This window comes from Methylobacterium sp., assembly GCF_019750675.1.
GTDB lineage: Bacteria > Pseudomonadota > Alphaproteobacteria > Rhizobiales > Beijerinckiaceae > Methylobacterium.
In genome coordinates this window covers 1-16,403 of sequence record NZ_JAIEOF010000152.1, presented here as the reverse complement: position 1 = coordinate 16,403, position 16,403 = coordinate 1, and the positions used below count along the sequence as shown (strand labels likewise).

At 70.0% G+C, this 16,403-nt stretch carries 14 protein-coding genes; 4 read left to right on the top strand and 10 right to left on the bottom strand.

Translation table 11 applies throughout. From position 1 onward, the window contains the following. Positions 1 to 20 precede the first annotated feature (20 nt). A complete protein-coding gene (locus K2X24_RS08175; protein ID WP_292496617.1) occupies positions 21 to 905 on the bottom strand; it encodes a hypothetical protein in 885 nt (294 codons plus the stop codon). 429 nt (positions 906 to 1,334) lie between these two features. Between K2X24_RS08175 and K2X24_RS08170 the strand changes: the two genes are divergently transcribed. Then, positions 1,335 to 2,267 carry a lipid kinase gene (locus K2X24_RS08170; protein ID WP_292496615.1) on the top strand — a complete coding sequence of 311 codons (933 nt, stop codon included), beginning with the start codon at positions 1,335 to 1,337 and terminating at the stop codon, positions 2,265 to 2,267. Between the two features lie 98 nt (positions 2,268 to 2,365). Further along, a complete protein-coding gene (locus K2X24_RS08165) occupies positions 2,366 to 3,115 on the top strand; it encodes a TerC family protein (protein WP_292496612.1) in 750 nt (249 codons plus the stop codon). Between the two features lie 164 nt (positions 3,116 to 3,279). Here K2X24_RS08165 and K2X24_RS08160 read toward each other — a convergent pair whose 3' ends face one another. From K2X24_RS08160 to K2X24_RS08145, 4 genes are all read right to left on the bottom strand, one after another. Next, complete coding sequence (locus K2X24_RS08160; RefSeq protein ID WP_292496610.1) at positions 3,280 to 4,125, bottom strand: phosphatase PAP2 family protein; 846 nt, start codon at positions 4,123 to 4,125, stop codon at positions 3,280 to 3,282. A 160-nt stretch (positions 4,126 to 4,285) separates the two neighbouring features. After that, positions 4,286 to 5,077: an anti-sigma factor gene (locus tag K2X24_RS08155; protein WP_292496608.1), complete on the bottom strand. Its 792-nt coding sequence runs from the start codon at positions 5,075 to 5,077 to the stop codon at positions 4,286 to 4,288. 112 nt (positions 5,078 to 5,189) lie between these two features. Further along, complete coding sequence (locus K2X24_RS08150) at positions 5,190 to 5,822, bottom strand: sigma-70 family RNA polymerase sigma factor (RefSeq protein ID WP_292496606.1); 633 nt, start codon at positions 5,820 to 5,822, stop codon at positions 5,190 to 5,192. Positions 5,823 to 5,937: 115 nt separating this feature from the next. After that, positions 5,938 to 7,050 carry a patatin-like phospholipase family protein gene (locus tag K2X24_RS08145; RefSeq protein WP_292496604.1) on the bottom strand — a complete coding sequence of 371 codons (1,113 nt, stop codon included), beginning with the start codon at positions 7,048 to 7,050 and terminating at the stop codon, positions 5,938 to 5,940. A gap of 354 nt (positions 7,051 to 7,404) precedes the next feature. Between K2X24_RS08145 and ispG the strand changes: the two genes are divergently transcribed. Continuing rightward, positions 7,405 to 8,712, top strand: a complete 1,308-nt coding sequence (gene ispG / locus K2X24_RS08140) for a flavodoxin-dependent (E)-4-hydroxy-3-methylbut-2-enyl-diphosphate synthase (RefSeq protein WP_292496602.1) — start codon at positions 7,405 to 7,407, stop codon at positions 8,710 to 8,712. 198 nt (positions 8,713 to 8,910) lie between these two features. Further along, positions 8,911 to 10,863, top strand: coding sequence for a potassium transporter Kup (locus K2X24_RS08135; RefSeq protein WP_292496599.1), 1,953 nt, complete (start codon positions 8,911 to 8,913; stop codon positions 10,861 to 10,863). Between the two features lie 79 nt (positions 10,864 to 10,942). Here K2X24_RS08135 and K2X24_RS08130 read toward each other — a convergent pair whose 3' ends face one another. From K2X24_RS08130 to K2X24_RS08110, 5 genes are all read right to left on the bottom strand, one after another. Beyond that, the gene (locus tag K2X24_RS08130) at positions 10,943 to 11,209 is read right to left on the bottom strand and encodes a hypothetical protein (RefSeq protein ID WP_238276167.1); all 267 of its coding nucleotides are present in this window, start codon (positions 11,207 to 11,209) and stop codon (positions 10,943 to 10,945) included. Positions 11,210 to 11,392: 183 nt separating this feature from the next. Continuing rightward, positions 11,393 to 12,232, bottom strand: coding sequence for a cell wall hydrolase (locus K2X24_RS08125; protein WP_292496596.1), 840 nt, complete (start codon positions 12,230 to 12,232; stop codon positions 11,393 to 11,395). A gap of 94 nt (positions 12,233 to 12,326) precedes the next feature. Next, positions 12,327 to 12,749: a GNAT family N-acetyltransferase gene (locus K2X24_RS08120; RefSeq protein ID WP_292496594.1), complete on the bottom strand. Its 423-nt coding sequence runs from the start codon at positions 12,747 to 12,749 to the stop codon at positions 12,327 to 12,329. Between the two features lie 2 nt (positions 12,750 to 12,751). Continuing rightward, on the bottom strand, positions 12,752 to 15,646 hold the full coding sequence (gene secA / locus K2X24_RS08115; RefSeq protein WP_292496592.1) for a preprotein translocase subunit SecA: 2,895 nt from the start codon (positions 15,644 to 15,646) through the stop codon (positions 12,752 to 12,754). Positions 15,647 to 15,875: 229 nt separating this feature from the next. Further along, positions 15,876 to 16,190, bottom strand: coding sequence for a hypothetical protein (locus tag K2X24_RS08110; protein WP_292496589.1), 315 nt, complete (start codon positions 16,188 to 16,190; stop codon positions 15,876 to 15,878). Positions 16,191 to 16,403: the final 213 nt, after the last annotated feature.

Sequence of the window (16,403 nt, the reverse complement as noted above, 5' to 3'; positions counted from 1 at the left end):
CGAAGTCACGCACCACGATGTCACGCACCACGTTGACGATCCGCTATAGCGCTCAGCGCGCCCGCACCATAGCGGCGCAGGACGCGGCTCGATTCGGCGACGATGACCGGGCGCGGTCCGGCGAAGCTGATGGTCAGGGTCAGCTCGGAAACGCCCTGCGAGCGGGCGCCGCGGGCCGGGTTGTCGGCTCGGAAGTCGAACGTGGTCCTCACGATGCAGGTCGCGGTGGCGGCGTTGCAGGCCGTTTGGGTGGCGCCCCCCTGGGCCTCGTAGCGCCGCTCGGGCCAGCGCCGGACGAAGCGGCGCTTCTCCGCCATCAGGGCGGCGAGGGACAGGCTGCGGCCGTGGAACTGGACGCGCTCGGCGTAGAAGCGGGGCGCGGCCGCGACCATGCCGTCGCCGGAGCCGGAGACGCTGTCGAGGTACGTGTCGGTCAGGCGGGTCGCGGCGAGGGCCCAGGCCGGAAAGTTCGCCTCGGACGCGGTGGCGGGTGCCATCGCGGGTGTCCGCGCGATGCGGGGGCGGACGCGCAGATGGTCGGACGCCTCCTCGCGGGCGCCCAGGCCGCGCCGGGTCTCCGGGGCCGGGGTCGCGAGGCGGCGGCGCTGCGCCGCCATGGGCAGCCGCTCGGAGCGGCCCGCCTCCTGTGCGGCCTCGTTCGTCTCCTTGACCGGCGGCGTCTCGGCCAGGGATCGCGGAGAGGCGGGTTTCGTCTCGGGTGCCTCGGCGGCCGGCCGGCTGGCCGGCACCTTCTCGGGCGCCGGGGCCTCGGTCGGCTGGCGCGCCGGGGGATCGACCCAGCTCGGACGCGTCTGGGCCTGCGCGAACCCCGCCGACAGGGCGAGACCCACCAGGGCGGTCGAGCAGGGCAGTCGGAGGGCGTCGAAGCAGGAGCCGTGGCGCATGGCACATCACCGGGGTCGCGGCCAGGTTTCGGGATGGAGCGTATGGGGTCGGACCGATCGACCGAGGGGAAACGTCGTCCGGCCTCGCTAAGTTTCCCTGAATCGTGACGGGTTCCGCAGCCGTCGGGGGGAATGCGGGAATAGCGGGCCCGTGTGTCCGCCCGGGCATTGTCATCCGCGCCGGCCGTGTCGCCCGCGCCGGCATCGCCCTGCGCGCCGGCATTGTCTGCCGCGCGACCCTTGTCATTGCCAAGCCTGCGCCCAACTTGTGGTGCTTCGGGTCCGGGCCCCTCTGGCGGTCGAGGCGTTGACCGTGATGTCGGACCCTTCCATGCCTTTGCGCTGACGCGGCGCGAGTGCACCGGAGGGTTGAGACCCCATGCTCCATCGTTGCTTGCTGCCGTCCCCATCCGTCCCTGGAGTGCCGCGATGAGCGCCGCGCCCCAGGCTACGCCACGCAAGGCCCTCCTCCTCGTCAACCCGAAGGCCCGAAACGGCGGCTTCTCCCTGGAGGAGGTGCGCAACGTCCTGCGCGAGGGGGGCATCACCCCGTTCGAGCCGGAGGGCGACGCCGACTGCAGCGCCGTGATCAAGCGCCACGCGCAGGGCTGCGACCTCGTCATCCTGGGAGGCGGCGACGGCACCCTGAACGCGGCGGCCCCCGCCCTGGTCGAGACCGGCCTGCCGCTCGGCATCCTGCCCCTCGGCACCGCCAACGACCTCGCCCGCTCCCTCGGCCTGCCGGTGGACCCGGTGGAGGCGGCCCGCCTCATCACCACCGAGGAGGCCCGGCCGGCCGATCTCGGCTGCGTCAACGGACACTACTACTTCAACGTGGCCAGCATCGGCTTCTCGGCCGATCTCGCCGGCGACCTCACGGCGGAGTCGAAGAAGACCTGGGGTACCCTCGGCTACGGCATCGCCGCCATCCGGGTGCTGCGGCGGATGCGGCCCTTCACGGTGTACATCGAGCATGACGGTCAGACCGAGACCGTGCGCACCATTCAGGTCTCGGTGGGGAACGGACGCCACTACGGCGGCGGCATGACCGTGGAGGAGACCGCGACCGTCGACGACGGCAAGCTCGATTTCTACAGCCTGGAGGTCGCCCATTGGTGGCGCCTGCTGATGCTGCTGCCCGCCCTGCGCAAGGGTACCCAGGGCAAGGCCGCGGATGTGCGCGCCTTCAGCACTACGGAGATCGTCGTCAAGACGAAGAAGCCGCGCCCGGTCAACACCGACGGCGAACTCTCCACCTACACGCCGGCGCACTTCAAGGTTCTGCCGAAGGCCGTGCGGATCATCAGCCCGGCCCCGGCCGAGCGGCCCGGCGTGGCCGCGGGGCCAAGTTCCGGGCGCTGACCGGCCGGCCCCCTTTTCGCTTCGTCGTCTTCCTTTTCGCTCGACCGGCCTTCCGAGGTGTTCCGAAGGCCGGTCCCGTCTCCCCGAACGAGGTCCACGTGGACAGCCTGCTTCAACTCGCCAACGACCCCACCGCCTGGGCGGCCCTCGCCACCCTCGTGGTGATGGAGGTCGTGCTCGGCATCGACAACCTCATCTTCATCTCGATCATCACCAACAAGCTGCCGCCGGAGAACCAGCAGAGCGCCCGGCGCATCGGCATCGGGCTCGCCCTCGTCCTGCGCCTGGGGCTGCTCGCCACCATCGCCTACATCGTCGCGTTGACGCAGCCGATCATCGAGGTGTTCGGCAAGGGCTTCTCCTGGCGGGACCTCATCCTCATCGCGGGCGGCCTGTTCCTGCTCTGGAAGGCCACCAAGGAGATCCATCACAGCGTCGACCCGGACTCCAAGGAAAGCGATGTCGGCGGGATGCAGCTCGGCTTCGCGGCGGCGATCGGCCAGATCCTCGTCCTCGACCTCGTCTTCTCCATCGACAGCATCATCACGGCGGTGGGCATGACGGAGCACGTGCCGATCATGGTGATCGCCGTGGTCTCGGCCGTAACCGTGATGCTGCTCGCAGCCGACCCGCTCGCCCGCTTCATCGCCGCGAACCCGACCGTGGTGATGCTGGCGCTGGGCTTCCTCATCATGATCGGCATGACGCTGATCGCGGAGGGCTTCGGGGCTCACGTGCCGAAGGGCTACATCTACACGGCCATGGCCTTCTCGGCCGGCGTCGAGGGCCTGAACATCCTGGCGCGCCGGCGCAAGCGCGGACAGGCCGGCGGCGCGACCCGGTCCTGAGGGAGCCTTCGTCCCGACCGGACGCGGTTAACGTTTTCACGGGAAAACAAAGGGCTCGACCGGGGAATCGGCCGAGCCCTCTCCTCATAAGCCCCGAACGATCCTGGTTCGGAGGCGGGATTCCGTCGGCGGACGCGGCGATCCCTCGGCGGCCCGGCCGAAGGCTACAGGATGGGCTCGCGGGCGGCGGCCTCCTCGCGGGCGCAGATGGCCTGATCCGGCGCCGTGCCCCCACTCGTGACCAGCTTGCCCAGCTCCGCCCGGGCCTTCTCGAGATCGGCGCGGAAGCCTGGATCGCCCTGCAGGGCGGCGTACACGGCACTGGCGGCGGTGCGACCGGCCTCGATGTCGCTGACCCAGTGCAGACCGCAGACGACACGGCTCTCACCGTAGGACCGGGCCCGCACGAAGAACTGCGTGGCCTTCTCGGGCATGAGCGCGGCCATGATCGCCGCGTAGGTCCAGGCCTGGGTCGCGTGGCTCGACGGGAAGCTGAAGGCGTTGTCCAGTTCCGAGGTCCGCATGACGCAGATCTCCGCGTCGTTGCCGACGAAGGGGCGCAGGCGGCGGTAGTGCATCTTGGGTGCCCGGGTCGCGCGGGCGATATCGAGGCGGGTACGCTCCAGCAGGGTCATCAGGGCCGGCGCCCGCGACTGGTCGATCCGTTGGCCGATGACGCAGGCGAAATCGTCGAGGATGGCCGAGGCGCCGTCCGCCACGTCGGTGGTGGCCAAGGCCCAGCGCGGGCCACCCTTCAGGGAGCGGGTGGCGTTGAAGGCCGCCTTGTCGGCCGCCTCCGCCGCCGATTGTCCCCGGGGCGGCGCATTCAGGATGGCGACGGTGTCGGGCGCCTGGGCATCCGTGAGATAGGGGGCGCGGGCCGGCTTGCCCGGCGTCAAGGGCGTCACCCCGACGGCTGCCGCGGAGGCCGGCTTCTGCGCGGCATCCTGTGCCACGGCCGCCAGAGGCGAGGCGGCGAGGAACGTCAGGACGAGGGTCAGGCGGGCCATCGGCGTCTCGGGATCAGAGTTGAGCAAAGAGCATGTGCGTCGAGAGCGTAACACCCTCTTGCAACAGGCATATGGCATTCCTGATCTGAACGCGGTCCGACCCGTTCTCGCTCCCGTTCGAAACGCCCGATTTTGTCACCGCATGTCGGGTGACGCGGCCTCAGAGCCTCCGGGCGCCGTGCCCAGCGAGCCGGCGCGCCGCGTCGCCCAGACCCGCATGGTCGCGGCCTCCGCTCAAGGCGTAGGCGGTGTTGGCGGCGGTCCAGTAGGCGGTCTCGCCGTCGCCCGGGCTGGTGACCTCGCTGTGGGAACCGGCAGTGGCCGACCCGCGGGTGGCGAAGAGGGAGACCTCCCCGAGGGCGCCGGCATCGATCATGACCTCGACGCCAGTCCCGTTCCGGGCCGGGACGATCTGCACGTCGCGCACGATCCAGTCCGCCGGCAGGTCCGGCAGGGTGATGCCAGTCGCGGCACTGATGCCGTCGCGGTCGTAGGACCCCACCAGTCCGCGCTGGGACGCGATGCCGGCACGGACCTGCGCGGCCTCGCGGGCGTGGCGGGCATCGGCGACGAGGGCCGGATCGACGGACGCCGCGAAGGTGTCGGGCACACCGAGGAACGGTCCGTCCGAGTGGGCGAGCCAGCCGGTGCCCACCAGGAGCGCGATGACGGCCGCCCGGCGCAGGCGATCACCGAACCGGCGCCAGGCGAGGTTGCGGTCGAGGCGCCGCGCCGCGACGCGGTTGCGCTCCGGGCCGGGGCCGGGCAGCGCGGCGAAGGCCTGGCGCAGGGCGTCCCGGTCGTGGAGCTCGGCCATGATCAGCGCGGCGGTCTCGGGGTGGCGCGCGAGATGCGCTTCCACGTCGAGGCGGCGAAGGCCCTCGAGTTGCCCATCGACATAGGCGGTGAGGTCGTTCTCGGTGATCGGATCGATCATCGCTGTCGGTTCCATGGCGTCGGCTCCGGTCAGATACAGGGGGCGCGTCCCTGGACAAGACGTCCCGGCCGCGCTTCGGGGATGATCCGGCCCTATCGGTCCTGGTCCGCCCCGGAATTCATGCGATTCAGATGTCGCCGATGGCCCGGCGCAGCAACGGACCGTCGGGCTCGTCCGGCGAGACGAGGCGAAGGCGCGGACGCTCTGCGGACAGGCGCCGGCGCCGCTCGGCGACGTCGCCGCCAGCCGGCCGCTCCGGATTGCGCTCGCCCTCCTCGAAGGCCCGCAAAGCGGCACGGCCCCGGCCGAGGCGGGACATCAGGGTTCCGATCGGAATCCCCAGCACGGCGGCGGCATCCGCGTAGGCCATGCCTTCGAGGGTCACGAGATGGAGCGCGGCGCGCTGCTCCTCCGGCAGGGTGAGGAAGGCGCGCCGGATCTGTGCGAGACGGACCTGCGCCTCCTGGGAGGGCGGCGTCACCTCCTCGCTCATCTGCACCAGGGCATCGGCGTGGCGGGCCTCGACGCGCTTGCGGCGCTGCTCGTCGATGAAGACGTTGTGCAGGACCGTCATCATCCAGGTCCGCAGGTTGGTGTTCGGCCGCGAGGCCTGGCCCGATTCGAGGGCACGCACCAGGGCGTCGTGGACGAGGTCGTCGGCCCGCAGGGTGTCCCGCGTCAGGGCGCGCGCGTAGCGCCGCAGCGGAACGAGCAGGTCGACGATGGAGGCGGTGCCGGGCCGGTTCGGTTCGGTCGTCATAGTTGGGTCAACGTCCGGCCCCCGTCCTTTAATCCCCTCGCACGCACGAGACCCCGGGCGCGGGAGATCTGGAACGCAGGAGACTCGGGCTCGGGAATCTGGCTCGGATTCCGGTTCAGCGATAGGTCGCCTCGAGGTCGAGCGTGCAGGTGCGGCCGATCTGCTCGTAGTTCTCCGCGATCCAGGCCTGCGCCGCGCCGCGGCCCTTGTCGCGCAGGCGCTCGAACACCCGCCAGCGGGCGTCGAGGCGCGAGGAGGCCTGGTACTCGTCGAGGGCGCCGGTGCCGTCGATCCGGTGGACGTACTGGGACTGGTACTCGCCCCGGCCCAGTACGCCCTCCTTGATCAGGTGGTCGACGAAATCGATGGCGCGCAGTTCGCGCATCAGGTTGGCGTTGAAGGTGATCTCGTTGAGCCGATCCTGAATCTCCTGGGGCGTGCGCGGGGTCTCGCGGCGCTCCACCGGGTTGATCTGCACCAGGACGATGTCGCGGGTCTCGGCACCGCGATAGAGGGGATAGAGCGGCGGGTTGCCGAGGTAACCGCCATCCCAGTACGGCACGCCGTCAATCTCGACCGCCTGGAACACGGTGGGCAGGCAGGCGGAGGCCATGAGGTGGTCGACGTTGAGGGACTCGCGCTCGAACACCGCGAGCTTGCCCGTCCAGACATTGGTGGCCGAGACGAACACGCCGGCCGTCTCCGCCCCGCGCAGGCGCTCGAAATCCACCTGCGCGGCCAGGACCTTGCGCAGGGGATTGTAGTTCAGCGGATTCGACGTGTAGGGGCTGGTCCGGAACGCCCGGCTCCAGAACTCCACCACGGGGTTGTTCGACCAGAACTCGAACACGCCGCTGAAGGCCTTGCGCTGCGCCGGCCAGAGATCGCCGTCGAGGCTGACCTCGCGCCAGAACCGCGCCAGGGCCCTGCGGGCCCCCGCGGGCCCGTCCTCGAGCCAGCCGTCGACCATCACGACCGCGTTCATGGCGCCCGCGCTCGCCCCCGTGATCGCCTCGAAGCCCAGGCGCCCGTCCTCGATCAGCGCGTCGAGGACGCCCCAGGTGAAGGCGCCGTGCGCGCCGCCGCCCTGGAGCGCCAGCGCCACCGTCTTCTCCGCCCGCGGCCCCGCCATGACGCGCGTGCCCGGGGAGGGCTGCATCGGCAGGTCACATTCGACGGGGACGTCGATGAGCGAATCGACCGGCGGTTCCTGTTGCGGATCGAGCATGCTGAACTCCAAAGTTTTATGCTGCATCGCAATATATGATGCCGCAAGGCCACAAACAGGCCGGAAGATGCAGCGGTTCCCTGTCCCGTGCGCAGCCCTGCCCCTCGGACGGCCCCGAAAACTCGACATCGCCGCGCAGATGGGACATGGGAAGAGCCGAGTACGATCCAGCGCCCGCTCGCGCCCTCCGGCCCGTCCGGTGACGCAGCGGGCTTGACGCCCGCCCGCCGTCATCTCAGCTAAACGATCGAGGGCGTATTGTTTGCGGCATCGGAACGCCGTCACCCGGCCCGAACCGGCCCGGTCGGCGGCTCACCGTCGCCGACGGACGTTCCTCGGAGCGCACAGTCAACGATGGACATCATGGACGCGACCCCCGTCAACCCGATCAGCGGCACCGGCCCCGAGATCGCAGGACCGAGCCCCCGGCACCGCACGGTCGGCGTCACCATCGGGTCCGGCGAGGGTGCGGTCACGGTGGGTGGCGGCGCGCCGATCGTCGTCCAGTCCATGACCAACACCGACACCGCCGACATCGACGGCACCGTGGCGCAGGTGGCCCAGCTGGCACGGGCCGGCTCGGAGCTCGTGCGCATCACCGTGGACCGCGACGAGGCCGCCGCCGCCGTGCCGAAGATCCGCGAGCGCCTCGACCGCATCGGCGTGCACGTGCCGCTGGTGGGCGACTTCCACTACATCGGCCACAAGCTCCTGTCCGACCATCCGGCCTGCGCCGAGGCGCTGGCCAAGTACCGGATCAACCCGGGCAATGTCGGCTTCAAGGAGAAGAAGGACACGCAGTTCTCGACGATCATCGAGCAGGCGATCCGCTACAACAAGACCGTGCGCATCGGCGCGAACTGGGGCTCCCTCGACGAGGCGCTCCTCACCCACCTGATGGACGAGAACGCCCGTTCGGCCCGCCCGATCGACGCCCGCGCGGTGATGCGCGAGGCCATGGTGCAGTCGGCCCTCTCGTCGGCCGAGCGCGCCGTCGAACTCGGCCTGTCCCAGGACAAGATCATCCTCTCGGCCAAGGTCTCGGCGGTGCAGGACCTCATCGCGGTCTACCGCGAGGTGGCGCGCCGCTCGGACTTCGCGATCCATCTCGGCCTCACCGAGGCCGGCATGGGCTCGAAGGGCCTCGTGGCGGCATCGGCCGCCATCGGCGTGCTGCTGCAGGAAGGCATCGGCGACACGATCCGCTACTCGCTCACCCCGGAGCCCGGCGGCGACCGCACCGTGGAGGTCAAGGCCGCGCAGGAACTCCTGCAGACCATGGGTTTCCGGACGTTCGTGCCGCTCGTGGCGGCCTGCCCCGGCTGCGGCCGGACGACCTCGACGACGTTCCAGGAACTCGCCCGCGACATCCAGAGCTGGATCGTCAATTCGATGCCGGAATGGAAGAAGGCCTATCCGGGCGTCGAGGGCCTCAACGTGGCGGTGATGGGCTGCATTGTGAACGGCCCCGGCGAATCGAAGCACGCCGACATCGGCATCTCCCTGCCGGGTACCGGCGAGACGCCCACCGCCCCGGTCTTCATCGACGGCAAGAAGGCCATGACCTTGCGCGGGCCGACGCTCGCCAAGGACTTCGAGACCGTGGTGACCGACTACATTGAGCGCCGCTTCGGCTCCGGCACCCGCACCGCGGCCGAGTAGCCCTCGGGCGCAGCGTCAGCCATGCCAGAACGGCCGCCTCGATCCAGGTTGCCGTTCTCTCATGCTGCGCCGCATGATAGCGTGAACGCAACCGTCCCCCGCCGGCCGACTACGTCGGAGCCGGCCCCGGCGTTCCCGCGCGCGGCCTGAAGCCGTGCCGCGAGACGTTGGGCTCGCAACGAGCCTCGATCGAGCCGAATGACGCAGACCGCCCCTTCGAGCGCGCCCGCCGCCAAATCCGAGGGAGCCGGGAGCCCGCCCCCCGTCGCCGACGGGGCCGCCGAAACCGCGCGCGCCCACGCGCCCGCGAGCCTCTGGACCCTGGTCCTCGGCTCCATCGGCGTCGTCTACGGCGATATCGGGACGAGCCCGCTCTACGCCTTCCGCGAGGCCCTGGTCTCGGCCCGCGCCGACGGCATCCTGCTGCGCGAGGAGGTCCTCGGAGTCGCCTCGCTGATCCTGTGGGCGCTCGTCCTCATCGTCACCATCAAGTACGTCGTCATCCTGATGCGGATGGACAACAACGGCGAGGGCGGCATCCTCTCGCTGATGGCGCTCGCCCGCACGGCGCTCGGCGGCTCCCGGGTGGTGTTCATGTTCGGACTGCTCGGGGCCTCGCTGTTCTACGGCGACGCCATCATCACGCCGGCGATCTCGGTGCTCTCGGCGGTGGAGGGCCTGAAGCTCGTCACCCCGGCCTTCGAAGCCTACGTGCTGCCGATCACCATCGCGATCATCGTGCCGCTGTTCCTCATCCAGGTGCGGGGCACCAGCAAGGTGGCGTCGTTCTTCGGGCCCGTCATGGCGGTGTGGTTCGCCGCCATGGCCCTGGCCGCCCTGCCACACATCATCACCAACACGGACGTGTTCTGGGCGCTGAACCCCTACTACGCGGTGCATTACCTCCTCGGGCACGGCACCGGCGCCCTGGTGGCGCTCGGGGCGGTGTTCCTGGCGGTGACGGGGGCCGAGGCGCTGTTCGCCGATCTCGGGCATTTCGGGCGCCGGCCGATCCAGATCGCCTGGCTCGGCCTCGTCGGCCCCTGCCTCGTCCTGAATTATTTCGGCCAGGCGGCCCTCGTGCTGTCGAAGCCCGACACCACCGATCCGTTCTTCCAGCTCGTGCCCGAATGGGGCCTGCTGCCGATGGTGCTGCTCGCCACCGCCGCCACCGTCACGGCGAGCCAGGCCGTCATCACCGGCGCCTTCTCGCTGTCGCGCCAGGCGATCCAGCTCGGCCTGCTGCCGCGCCTGGAGATCCGCCACACCTCCGAATCGCATTCGGGCCAAATCTACCTGCCGCAGATCAACGCCCTGCTCATGATCGGCGTCGTGATCCTGGCCGTGCTGTTCCGCTCCTCGGCCGCCCTGGCCTCGGCCTACGGCATCGCCGTGACGGGCACGATGCTGATCACCGCGAGCCTCGCCTTCCTGGTGCTGTGGAAGACCTGGAAATGGTCGCCCTGGGCCGCCGGCCTCGCGATCCTGCCCTTCGCGGCGGTGGAGTTCCTGTTCCTGCTGTCGAACATGCTGAAGGTGTTCGAGGGCGGCTACGTGCCCCTGCTCTTCGCGGGCGCCCTGATCATCATGATGTGGACCTGGGTGCGCGGCGTCGGCATCCTCATCAACAAGACACGCAAGACCGACGTGCCGCTGACCGAGCTCGTCGGCATGCTGGAGAAGAGCCCGCCGCACCACGTGCGCGGCACCGCCGTGTTCCTGACGAGCGACCCCTACATCGCGCCGGCCGCCCTGCTGCACAATCTCAAGCACAACAAGGTGCTGCACGAGAAGAACGTGGTGCTCACCGTCGAGACCGTGGACACCCCCCGCGCGGCGGAAGCCGACCGCATCCACATCGAGCCGATCGGCCCGCACTTCCACAAGGTCGTGATGAAGTTCGGCTACATGGAGACGCCGAACATCCCCAGGACCCTGACGCTGCTGCGCAAGCAGGGCTTCAAGTTCGACATCATGGCGACGTCGTTCTTCCTGTCCCGCCGCTCGATCCGCCCGGCCGCCCATTCGGGCATGCCGCTGTGGCAGGACCGGATCTTCATCACGCTCGCCAAGAACGCCAACGACGCCACGGACTTCTTCCAGATCCCCACCGGCCGCGTGGTGGAGGTGGGAACCCAGGTGACGGTGTAGGGCCCCGACCCGGGACGACACCCGCCTCGCGGATCGGCCCCGGCTCCATCGGCGCGCCGGAGCGTCCGTGGCTTTGCCGTCAGGCGACGCGACGCGGGGTCTCGAGACCACCGCGCAGCGCCAGATCGACGGGCGCGTCGAGGACCGGCAACGGTGCGGACAGCCGATGCGAGGGGCGCGCGTAATAGGCCCGGAGCAGCGTGGTGCGCTCGCGCAGGTGGGCTTCGAGGCGGTCGCTCAAGCGTCCCACCGGACCCGTCAGCGCGTCGAAGCCGGCCGTGAGCGCGTGGACGACCGCGCGCAGGCCGGCTGCGGACAGGTGAGCGACCGGGCGGAGAACATTCATGGCGACCTGCTGTGTTCGGGAGGGCAGGACCGGACATAGCGCAGCGTTCGCCACGGCCTCCGCGACCGAAAGCGGCACGCGGTGCCGGGGAACCACCCTCACGAAACGATCCGCTCAGCGCAGGTTCGACCGGGTCCGAGGCTCAGGGGCGCCCGCGATCGGATACGGAACCCGCAAGGCGGCTCACGGCCTCGGCAGATTGAGAACCGTCGGCGGGATGATCGGCTGCGGCGCCAGGGCGGCGGGCGTCATGGCAACGCGGCTGCGCGGGGGCGTCGTCCGGGCCACCGCGGCGGGCTTCGGTTCGGCCGCGACCCGCGCCGTGCGAACCGGCTCCGCACGGTGAACCGCCGGGGGGGCCGGGATGGGCGCGGCCTGAGGCGGGGCGGGGTCGGCCCGGGGTGGAGCCGGAGCCGCCACCGGTACCACCGGCGCCACGGGCATCATCGGTATCGCGGCGGGTTCGGCGGAGGCGAAGGCCAGGGCGACCGGGGGCGCGGCCTGCTCCACCGCGCCGGGCTTGCGCTTCTCGTAGAAGGCGTTGCCGCCCGCCACCGCGACGTAGTGCATGTTGTTGTAGGGGAAGCGCAGGCCGGCGGTGTGGAAGTACATGGCCCGGCCGACCTTGGGGTGGCGCTGGCCGTCGAGCACCGCGTCCGCCACCTCGGCGACCTTCTGGAGTTCCTTGCCCTCCATCTTCCGCGTCAGCACGCCGGGGGCGAACTGCCGGGGCTGACCCACCACGGCGCAGATCCCGCCATTCGGAAAGGCCGCCGCTTCGAGCCGGTTCATCACCACCGTTCCGACGGCGAGGAGACCTTCGGGGTCGCTGCGGTTCGATTCGAAGTACATGGCCCGGCCGAGGCAGTCCCGCTCCTCGTCGGTGGCAGCCATCGCCTTGGCGGCCAGCGTCGAACCCGTGGCGTTTGGGTTCCCCGCGTAGGTGTTGCAGCCGGCGAGGCCGGGACCAACCAGGAGAAGGCCCAGCAGAGGCAGCGTCGTCGCCGATCGGGTGTCCTGCATGCCGTCTCGCCCCATTCCCTCAAGCGTATCCATATGGCCTGCCGGCCAAATGGGTTCGTTTTCGGGCAAGCGCGGCTTTTTGCGGGCGCCGGGCTCAGGCCTCGCGCTCGTAGCGGAAGGCGTCGGCCACGCGCGGCATGCCGATATGATCGTAGAAGGTGACGGCGCCGGGGGCGGCCGTGAGCAGCAGCGAGGCCTCGGGCCCGACCGCAGCGCGGGTGGCATCAATGAGGCCCTGGCCGACTTTCAGCCCCTGCGCCGAGCGGCACACCGCCAGGTCCGAGAGGTAGGCGCAGAAGCTGAAATCCGTGAGCGTGCGCGCCACGCCCACCAGCGCGCCGTCCCGGCGGGCGGTGACGACGAGGTCGGCTTGGCGCAGCATCCGCCCGAGGCGCGCGAGATCGTCGGCCGGGCGACGGGCGGCGAGTCCCGATTCCACCAGGACGCGGCGGAACTCCGCCGCGTCGAGGTCCGGCTCGATGCCGTAGGTGATCTGGCTTTGGGCGGGTTGGCCCATCCTCAAACCGTCAGCGTACCATGGCAGTGCTTGTACTTCTTGCCGGAGCCGCAGGGGCACGGCTCGTTGCGTCCGACCCGGCCCCAGGTGCCGGCATCCTGCGGGTCGCGCTCGAGAACGGCGGTGTCGGTCGCCATCTCGCGGGCGGCGTAGCCGTAGGCGGGGCCGGCCCCGCCGTCGCTGCCCGTGCCGATCCGGCCCATCTCGTTCTCGCCGGTGACGGGGTCGAGGTGCTGGGCGAACATCGGCGGCAGGGTGGCCTGACCGAACGGATCGACCGCACCGTCGGCCGGCGCCTCGTCGTACATGATCTCGATGCGCGAGAGCTGCTGCGTCACCTGCTCGCGCAGGGCCGAGACGAGGCCGTTGAAGAGGTCGAAGGCCTCGGACTTGTACTCGTTGAGGGGGTCGCGCTGGGCGACGCCGCGCCAGCCCACCACCTGGCGCAGGTGGTCGAGGGTGACGAGGTGCTCGCGCCAGAGGTGGTCGAGGGTCTGCAGGAGAACCTGCTTCTCGACGTAGGTCATCACCTCGGGCGTGTTCTTCTCGACGCGCACGCCGTAGGCCTCGTCCGCCGCCTGGCGCAGGCGGTCGCGCATCTCCTCGTCGGCGATGCCCTCCTCCTTGGCCCAGTCCTCCACCGGCACGTCGAGGTTGAGCACCGTCTGGACCCGCTCGCGCAGGCCCTCGATGTCCCACTGCTCGGCATAGGCGTTCTCGGGCACGTGCACGGCCACGAGGTCGTCGACCACGCCGTGGCGCATCTCGTCCACGGTCTCGCGCACGCTCTCCTGACCCATGAAGTCGCGGCGCTGCTCGAACACGACCTTGCGCTGGTCGTTCATGACGTTGTCGTACTTGAGCACGTTCTTGCGCATGTCGAAGTTGCGCGCCTCGACCTTCTGCTGCGCCTTCTCGATCGCCTTGTTGATCCAGGGATGGATGATCGCCTCGCCCTGCTCCAGGCCGAGGCGCGTCAGCATGCCGTCCATGCGGTCGGAGCCGAAGATCCGCATCAGGTCGTCCTGAAGCGACAGGTAGAACTTCGAGCGGCCGGGATCGCCCTGGCGGCCGGAGCGCCCGCGCAGCTGGTTGTCGATGCGGCGGGATTCGTGGCGCTCGGTGCCGATGATGTAGAGGCCGCCCGGCAGCGCCTTCTTGCGACCCGCCTCCGGGTCGGCGGGCTCGCCCGAGGCCAGCACCTTGGCGCGGTTCTCCTCGATCTCGGCCTTGATCGCCGCGATGGCGGCCGCGCGCTCCGGGCCCTCGGCCACGCCCGCCAGTTCCTTCTCGACGCGCATCTCGACGTTGCCGCCGAGTTTGATGTCGGTGCCGCGCCCGGCCATGTTCGTCGCGATGGTGATGGCGCCGGGCACGCCGGCTTCCGCCACGATGTAGGCTTCCTGCTCGTGGAAGCGCGCGTTGAGCACGGCGAAGCGCTTCGTCACCCGGCCCTCGCGGGCGGCGGCGTAGACGTCCGTCAGCGCGTTCGGGTCCGAGTAGTCGAGCTGGGTGAAGCCGGATTTCAGCAGCATCTCGGCGAGGTGCTGGGACTTCTCGATGGAGCCGGTGCCGACCAGGATCGGCTGGTGGCGCGCATGGGCCTTCTCGATCTCTGCGATGATGCCGACGTACTTCTCGTCCACCGTCCGGTAGACCTCGTCGTCCTCGTCGACGCGCTCGACCGCCTTGTTGGTCGGGATGTCGACGACTTCGAGCTTGTAGATCTCGGCGAACTCGTCGGCCTCGGTGGAGGCGGTGCCGGTCATGCCGGCGAGCTTCGAATAGAGGCGGAAGTAGTTCTGGAAGGTGATCGAGGCGAGCGTCTGGTTCTCGGGCTGGATCGTGACCCGCTCCTTGGCCTCCAGCGCCTGGTGCAGCCCTTCCGAGTAGCGCCGGCCCTGCATCATGCGGCCGGTGAACTCGTCGATGATCACCACCTCGTCGTTCTTGACGATGTAGTCCTTGTCCAGGGTGAACAGGGTGTGGGCGCGCAAGGCCAGGTTGACGTGGTGGACCAGGGAGACGTTGTGCGCGTCGTAGAGGTCGCCGTCCTTCAGCAGGTCCGCGCCGCGCAGGAGGTCCTCCACGAACTCGTTGCCGCTCTCGGTCAGCGAGACCGTGCGCTGCTTCTCGTCGAGGTCGTAATGCTCGCGCTCCAGATGCGGCATCAGGGCGTCGACGGAGACGTAGAGCTCGGAGCGGTCATCCACCGGGCCCGAGATGATGAGCGGGGTACGCGCCTCGTCGATCAGGATGGAGTCGACCTCGTCGACGATCGCGTAGTTGTGTCCCCGCTGCGAAAGCTGGGACAGCTCGTACTTCATGTTGTCGCGCAGGTAATCGAACCCGAACTCGTTGTTCGTGCCGTAGGTGATGTCGCAGGCGTAGGCTTCCTTGCGCTGGCCGTCGTCGAGGCCGTGCACGATGGTGCCGACGGAGAGCCCGAGGAAGCGGTAGACCCGGCCCATCCACTCCGCGTCGCGGGCGGCGAGGTAGTCGTTCACCGTGACCACGTGGACGCCGAGGCCCGACAGCGCGTTGAGGTAGACCGGCAGGGTCGCCACCAGGGTCTTGCCCTCGCCGGTGCGCATCTCGGCGATGCCGCTCTCGTGGAGCACCATGCCGCCGATCATCTGCACGTCGAAGTGGCGCTGCCCGAGCACGCGCTTGGCCGCCTCGCGGACCGTGGCGAAGGCCGGCACGAGGATGTCGTCGAGGCTTTTGCCGGCGGCGAGCTCGGCCTTCAGCATGTCGGTGCGGGCGCGCAGGTCGTCGTCCGACAGCGCGGCGATCTGGGGCTCCAGGGCGTTGATCTCGGCCACACGGGGACGATAGCCCTTCACGCGCCGGTCGTTGGACGAGCCGAAAATCTTCTTGGCGAGGGCACCGAGCATCGTGAACCTACGGTCGATCGAAAAGTCTGAAGGCGAATGTTGGCCGGGCTTATAGAGGTAAACACGGCCCCGCGCATCCGAAAGAGCCGGCCCCTGTCGTCGCCTCGCCCTCGGGCGAGAACCGGGGCCTCCATCCGGACACGGCACGGCGAAACGGCCGCCGCCCGAAGGGACGGCAGCCTGATTCGACTCGACAAACGCGGCAGCGCCGCGTTTCGATCCCACACGCTCAGTTGATGACGCAGAACCCGGCGCCGGAGCCGACCACGCGCTGGTTGGCACACCAGGGCTCGGCCGCCCGGACCTCGCGCTGGAGCGGGGCGGGGGCCGTCACGGGCATGACGGGACGCAAGCCGGGCTCGCGCATCGTGGCCTGATCGGAACCGTAGCGGGCCGACGCCACGCCGGCGGCGCTGCCCGTGGAGACCAGCACGGTGCCGCCCCGCGATCCTGAGCGCCCGCCCCGCCCCCGCGCCTCGGCATCGTCCGCCACACCGAGCGCCAGGACGAGCAGGGCGCCGCCGATGACCTGACCGCTCCGCATCGTGACCTCCCGAGAAGAGAAGGCGGAGCTTAGGCGCGCGGACCTTAACGGCGGCTGCCGCGAACCGATCGCAATTGCGCGAAATCGCGGATCCGGCCCGACGGCCGCGCTTGCCTTCGGTGTGCCCGCACGCCACCTGATAGCGCGGCCAGAATCGCGACGGCTGCCGGCCGCGCTTCCCTCTCGACCGCCCCACGCGAACTCCTCCGGCCG

What these genes read in the sequence shown, in the direction of transcription:
- K2X24_RS08110 (WP_292496589.1), bottom strand. Translation starts at nt 16,190, where the DNA reads ATGCGGAGCGGTCAGGTCATCGGCGGCGCCCTGCTCGTCCTGGCGCTC.
- K2X24_RS08125 (WP_292496596.1), bottom strand. Translation starts at nt 12,232, where the DNA reads ATGCAGGACACCCGATCGGCGACGACGCTGCCTCTGCTGGGCCTTCTC.
- K2X24_RS08160 (WP_292496610.1), bottom strand. Translation starts at nt 4,125, where the DNA reads ATGGCCCGCCTGACCCTCGTCCTGACGTTCCTCGCCGCCTCGCCTCTG.
- K2X24_RS08175 (WP_292496617.1), bottom strand. Translation starts at nt 905, where the DNA reads ATGCGCCACGGCTCCTGCTTCGACGCCCTCCGACTGCCCTGCTCGACC.
- K2X24_RS08130 (WP_238276167.1), bottom strand. Translation starts at nt 11,209, where the DNA reads ATGAATGTTCTCCGCCCGGTCGCTCACCTGTCCGCAGCCGGCCTGCGC.
- K2X24_RS08155 (WP_292496608.1), bottom strand. Translation starts at nt 5,077, where the DNA reads ATGGAACCGACAGCGATGATCGATCCGATCACCGAGAACGACCTCACC.
- secA (WP_292496592.1), bottom strand. Translation starts at nt 15,646, where the DNA reads ATGCTCGGTGCCCTCGCCAAGAAGATTTTCGGCTCGTCCAACGACCGG.
- K2X24_RS08135 (WP_292496599.1), top strand. Translation starts at nt 8,911, where the DNA reads ATGACGCAGACCGCCCCTTCGAGCGCGCCCGCCGCCAAATCCGAGGGA.
- ispG (WP_292496602.1), top strand. Translation starts at nt 7,405, where the DNA reads ATGGACATCATGGACGCGACCCCCGTCAACCCGATCAGCGGCACCGGC.
- K2X24_RS08150 (WP_292496606.1), bottom strand. Translation starts at nt 5,822, where the DNA reads ATGACGACCGAACCGAACCGGCCCGGCACCGCCTCCATCGTCGACCTG.
- K2X24_RS08170 (WP_292496615.1), top strand. Translation starts at nt 1,335, where the DNA reads ATGAGCGCCGCGCCCCAGGCTACGCCACGCAAGGCCCTCCTCCTCGTC.
- K2X24_RS08145 (WP_292496604.1), bottom strand. Translation starts at nt 7,050, where the DNA reads ATGCTCGATCCGCAACAGGAACCGCCGGTCGATTCGCTCATCGACGTC.
- K2X24_RS08120 (WP_292496594.1), bottom strand. Translation starts at nt 12,749, where the DNA reads ATGGGCCAACCCGCCCAAAGCCAGATCACCTACGGCATCGAGCCGGAC.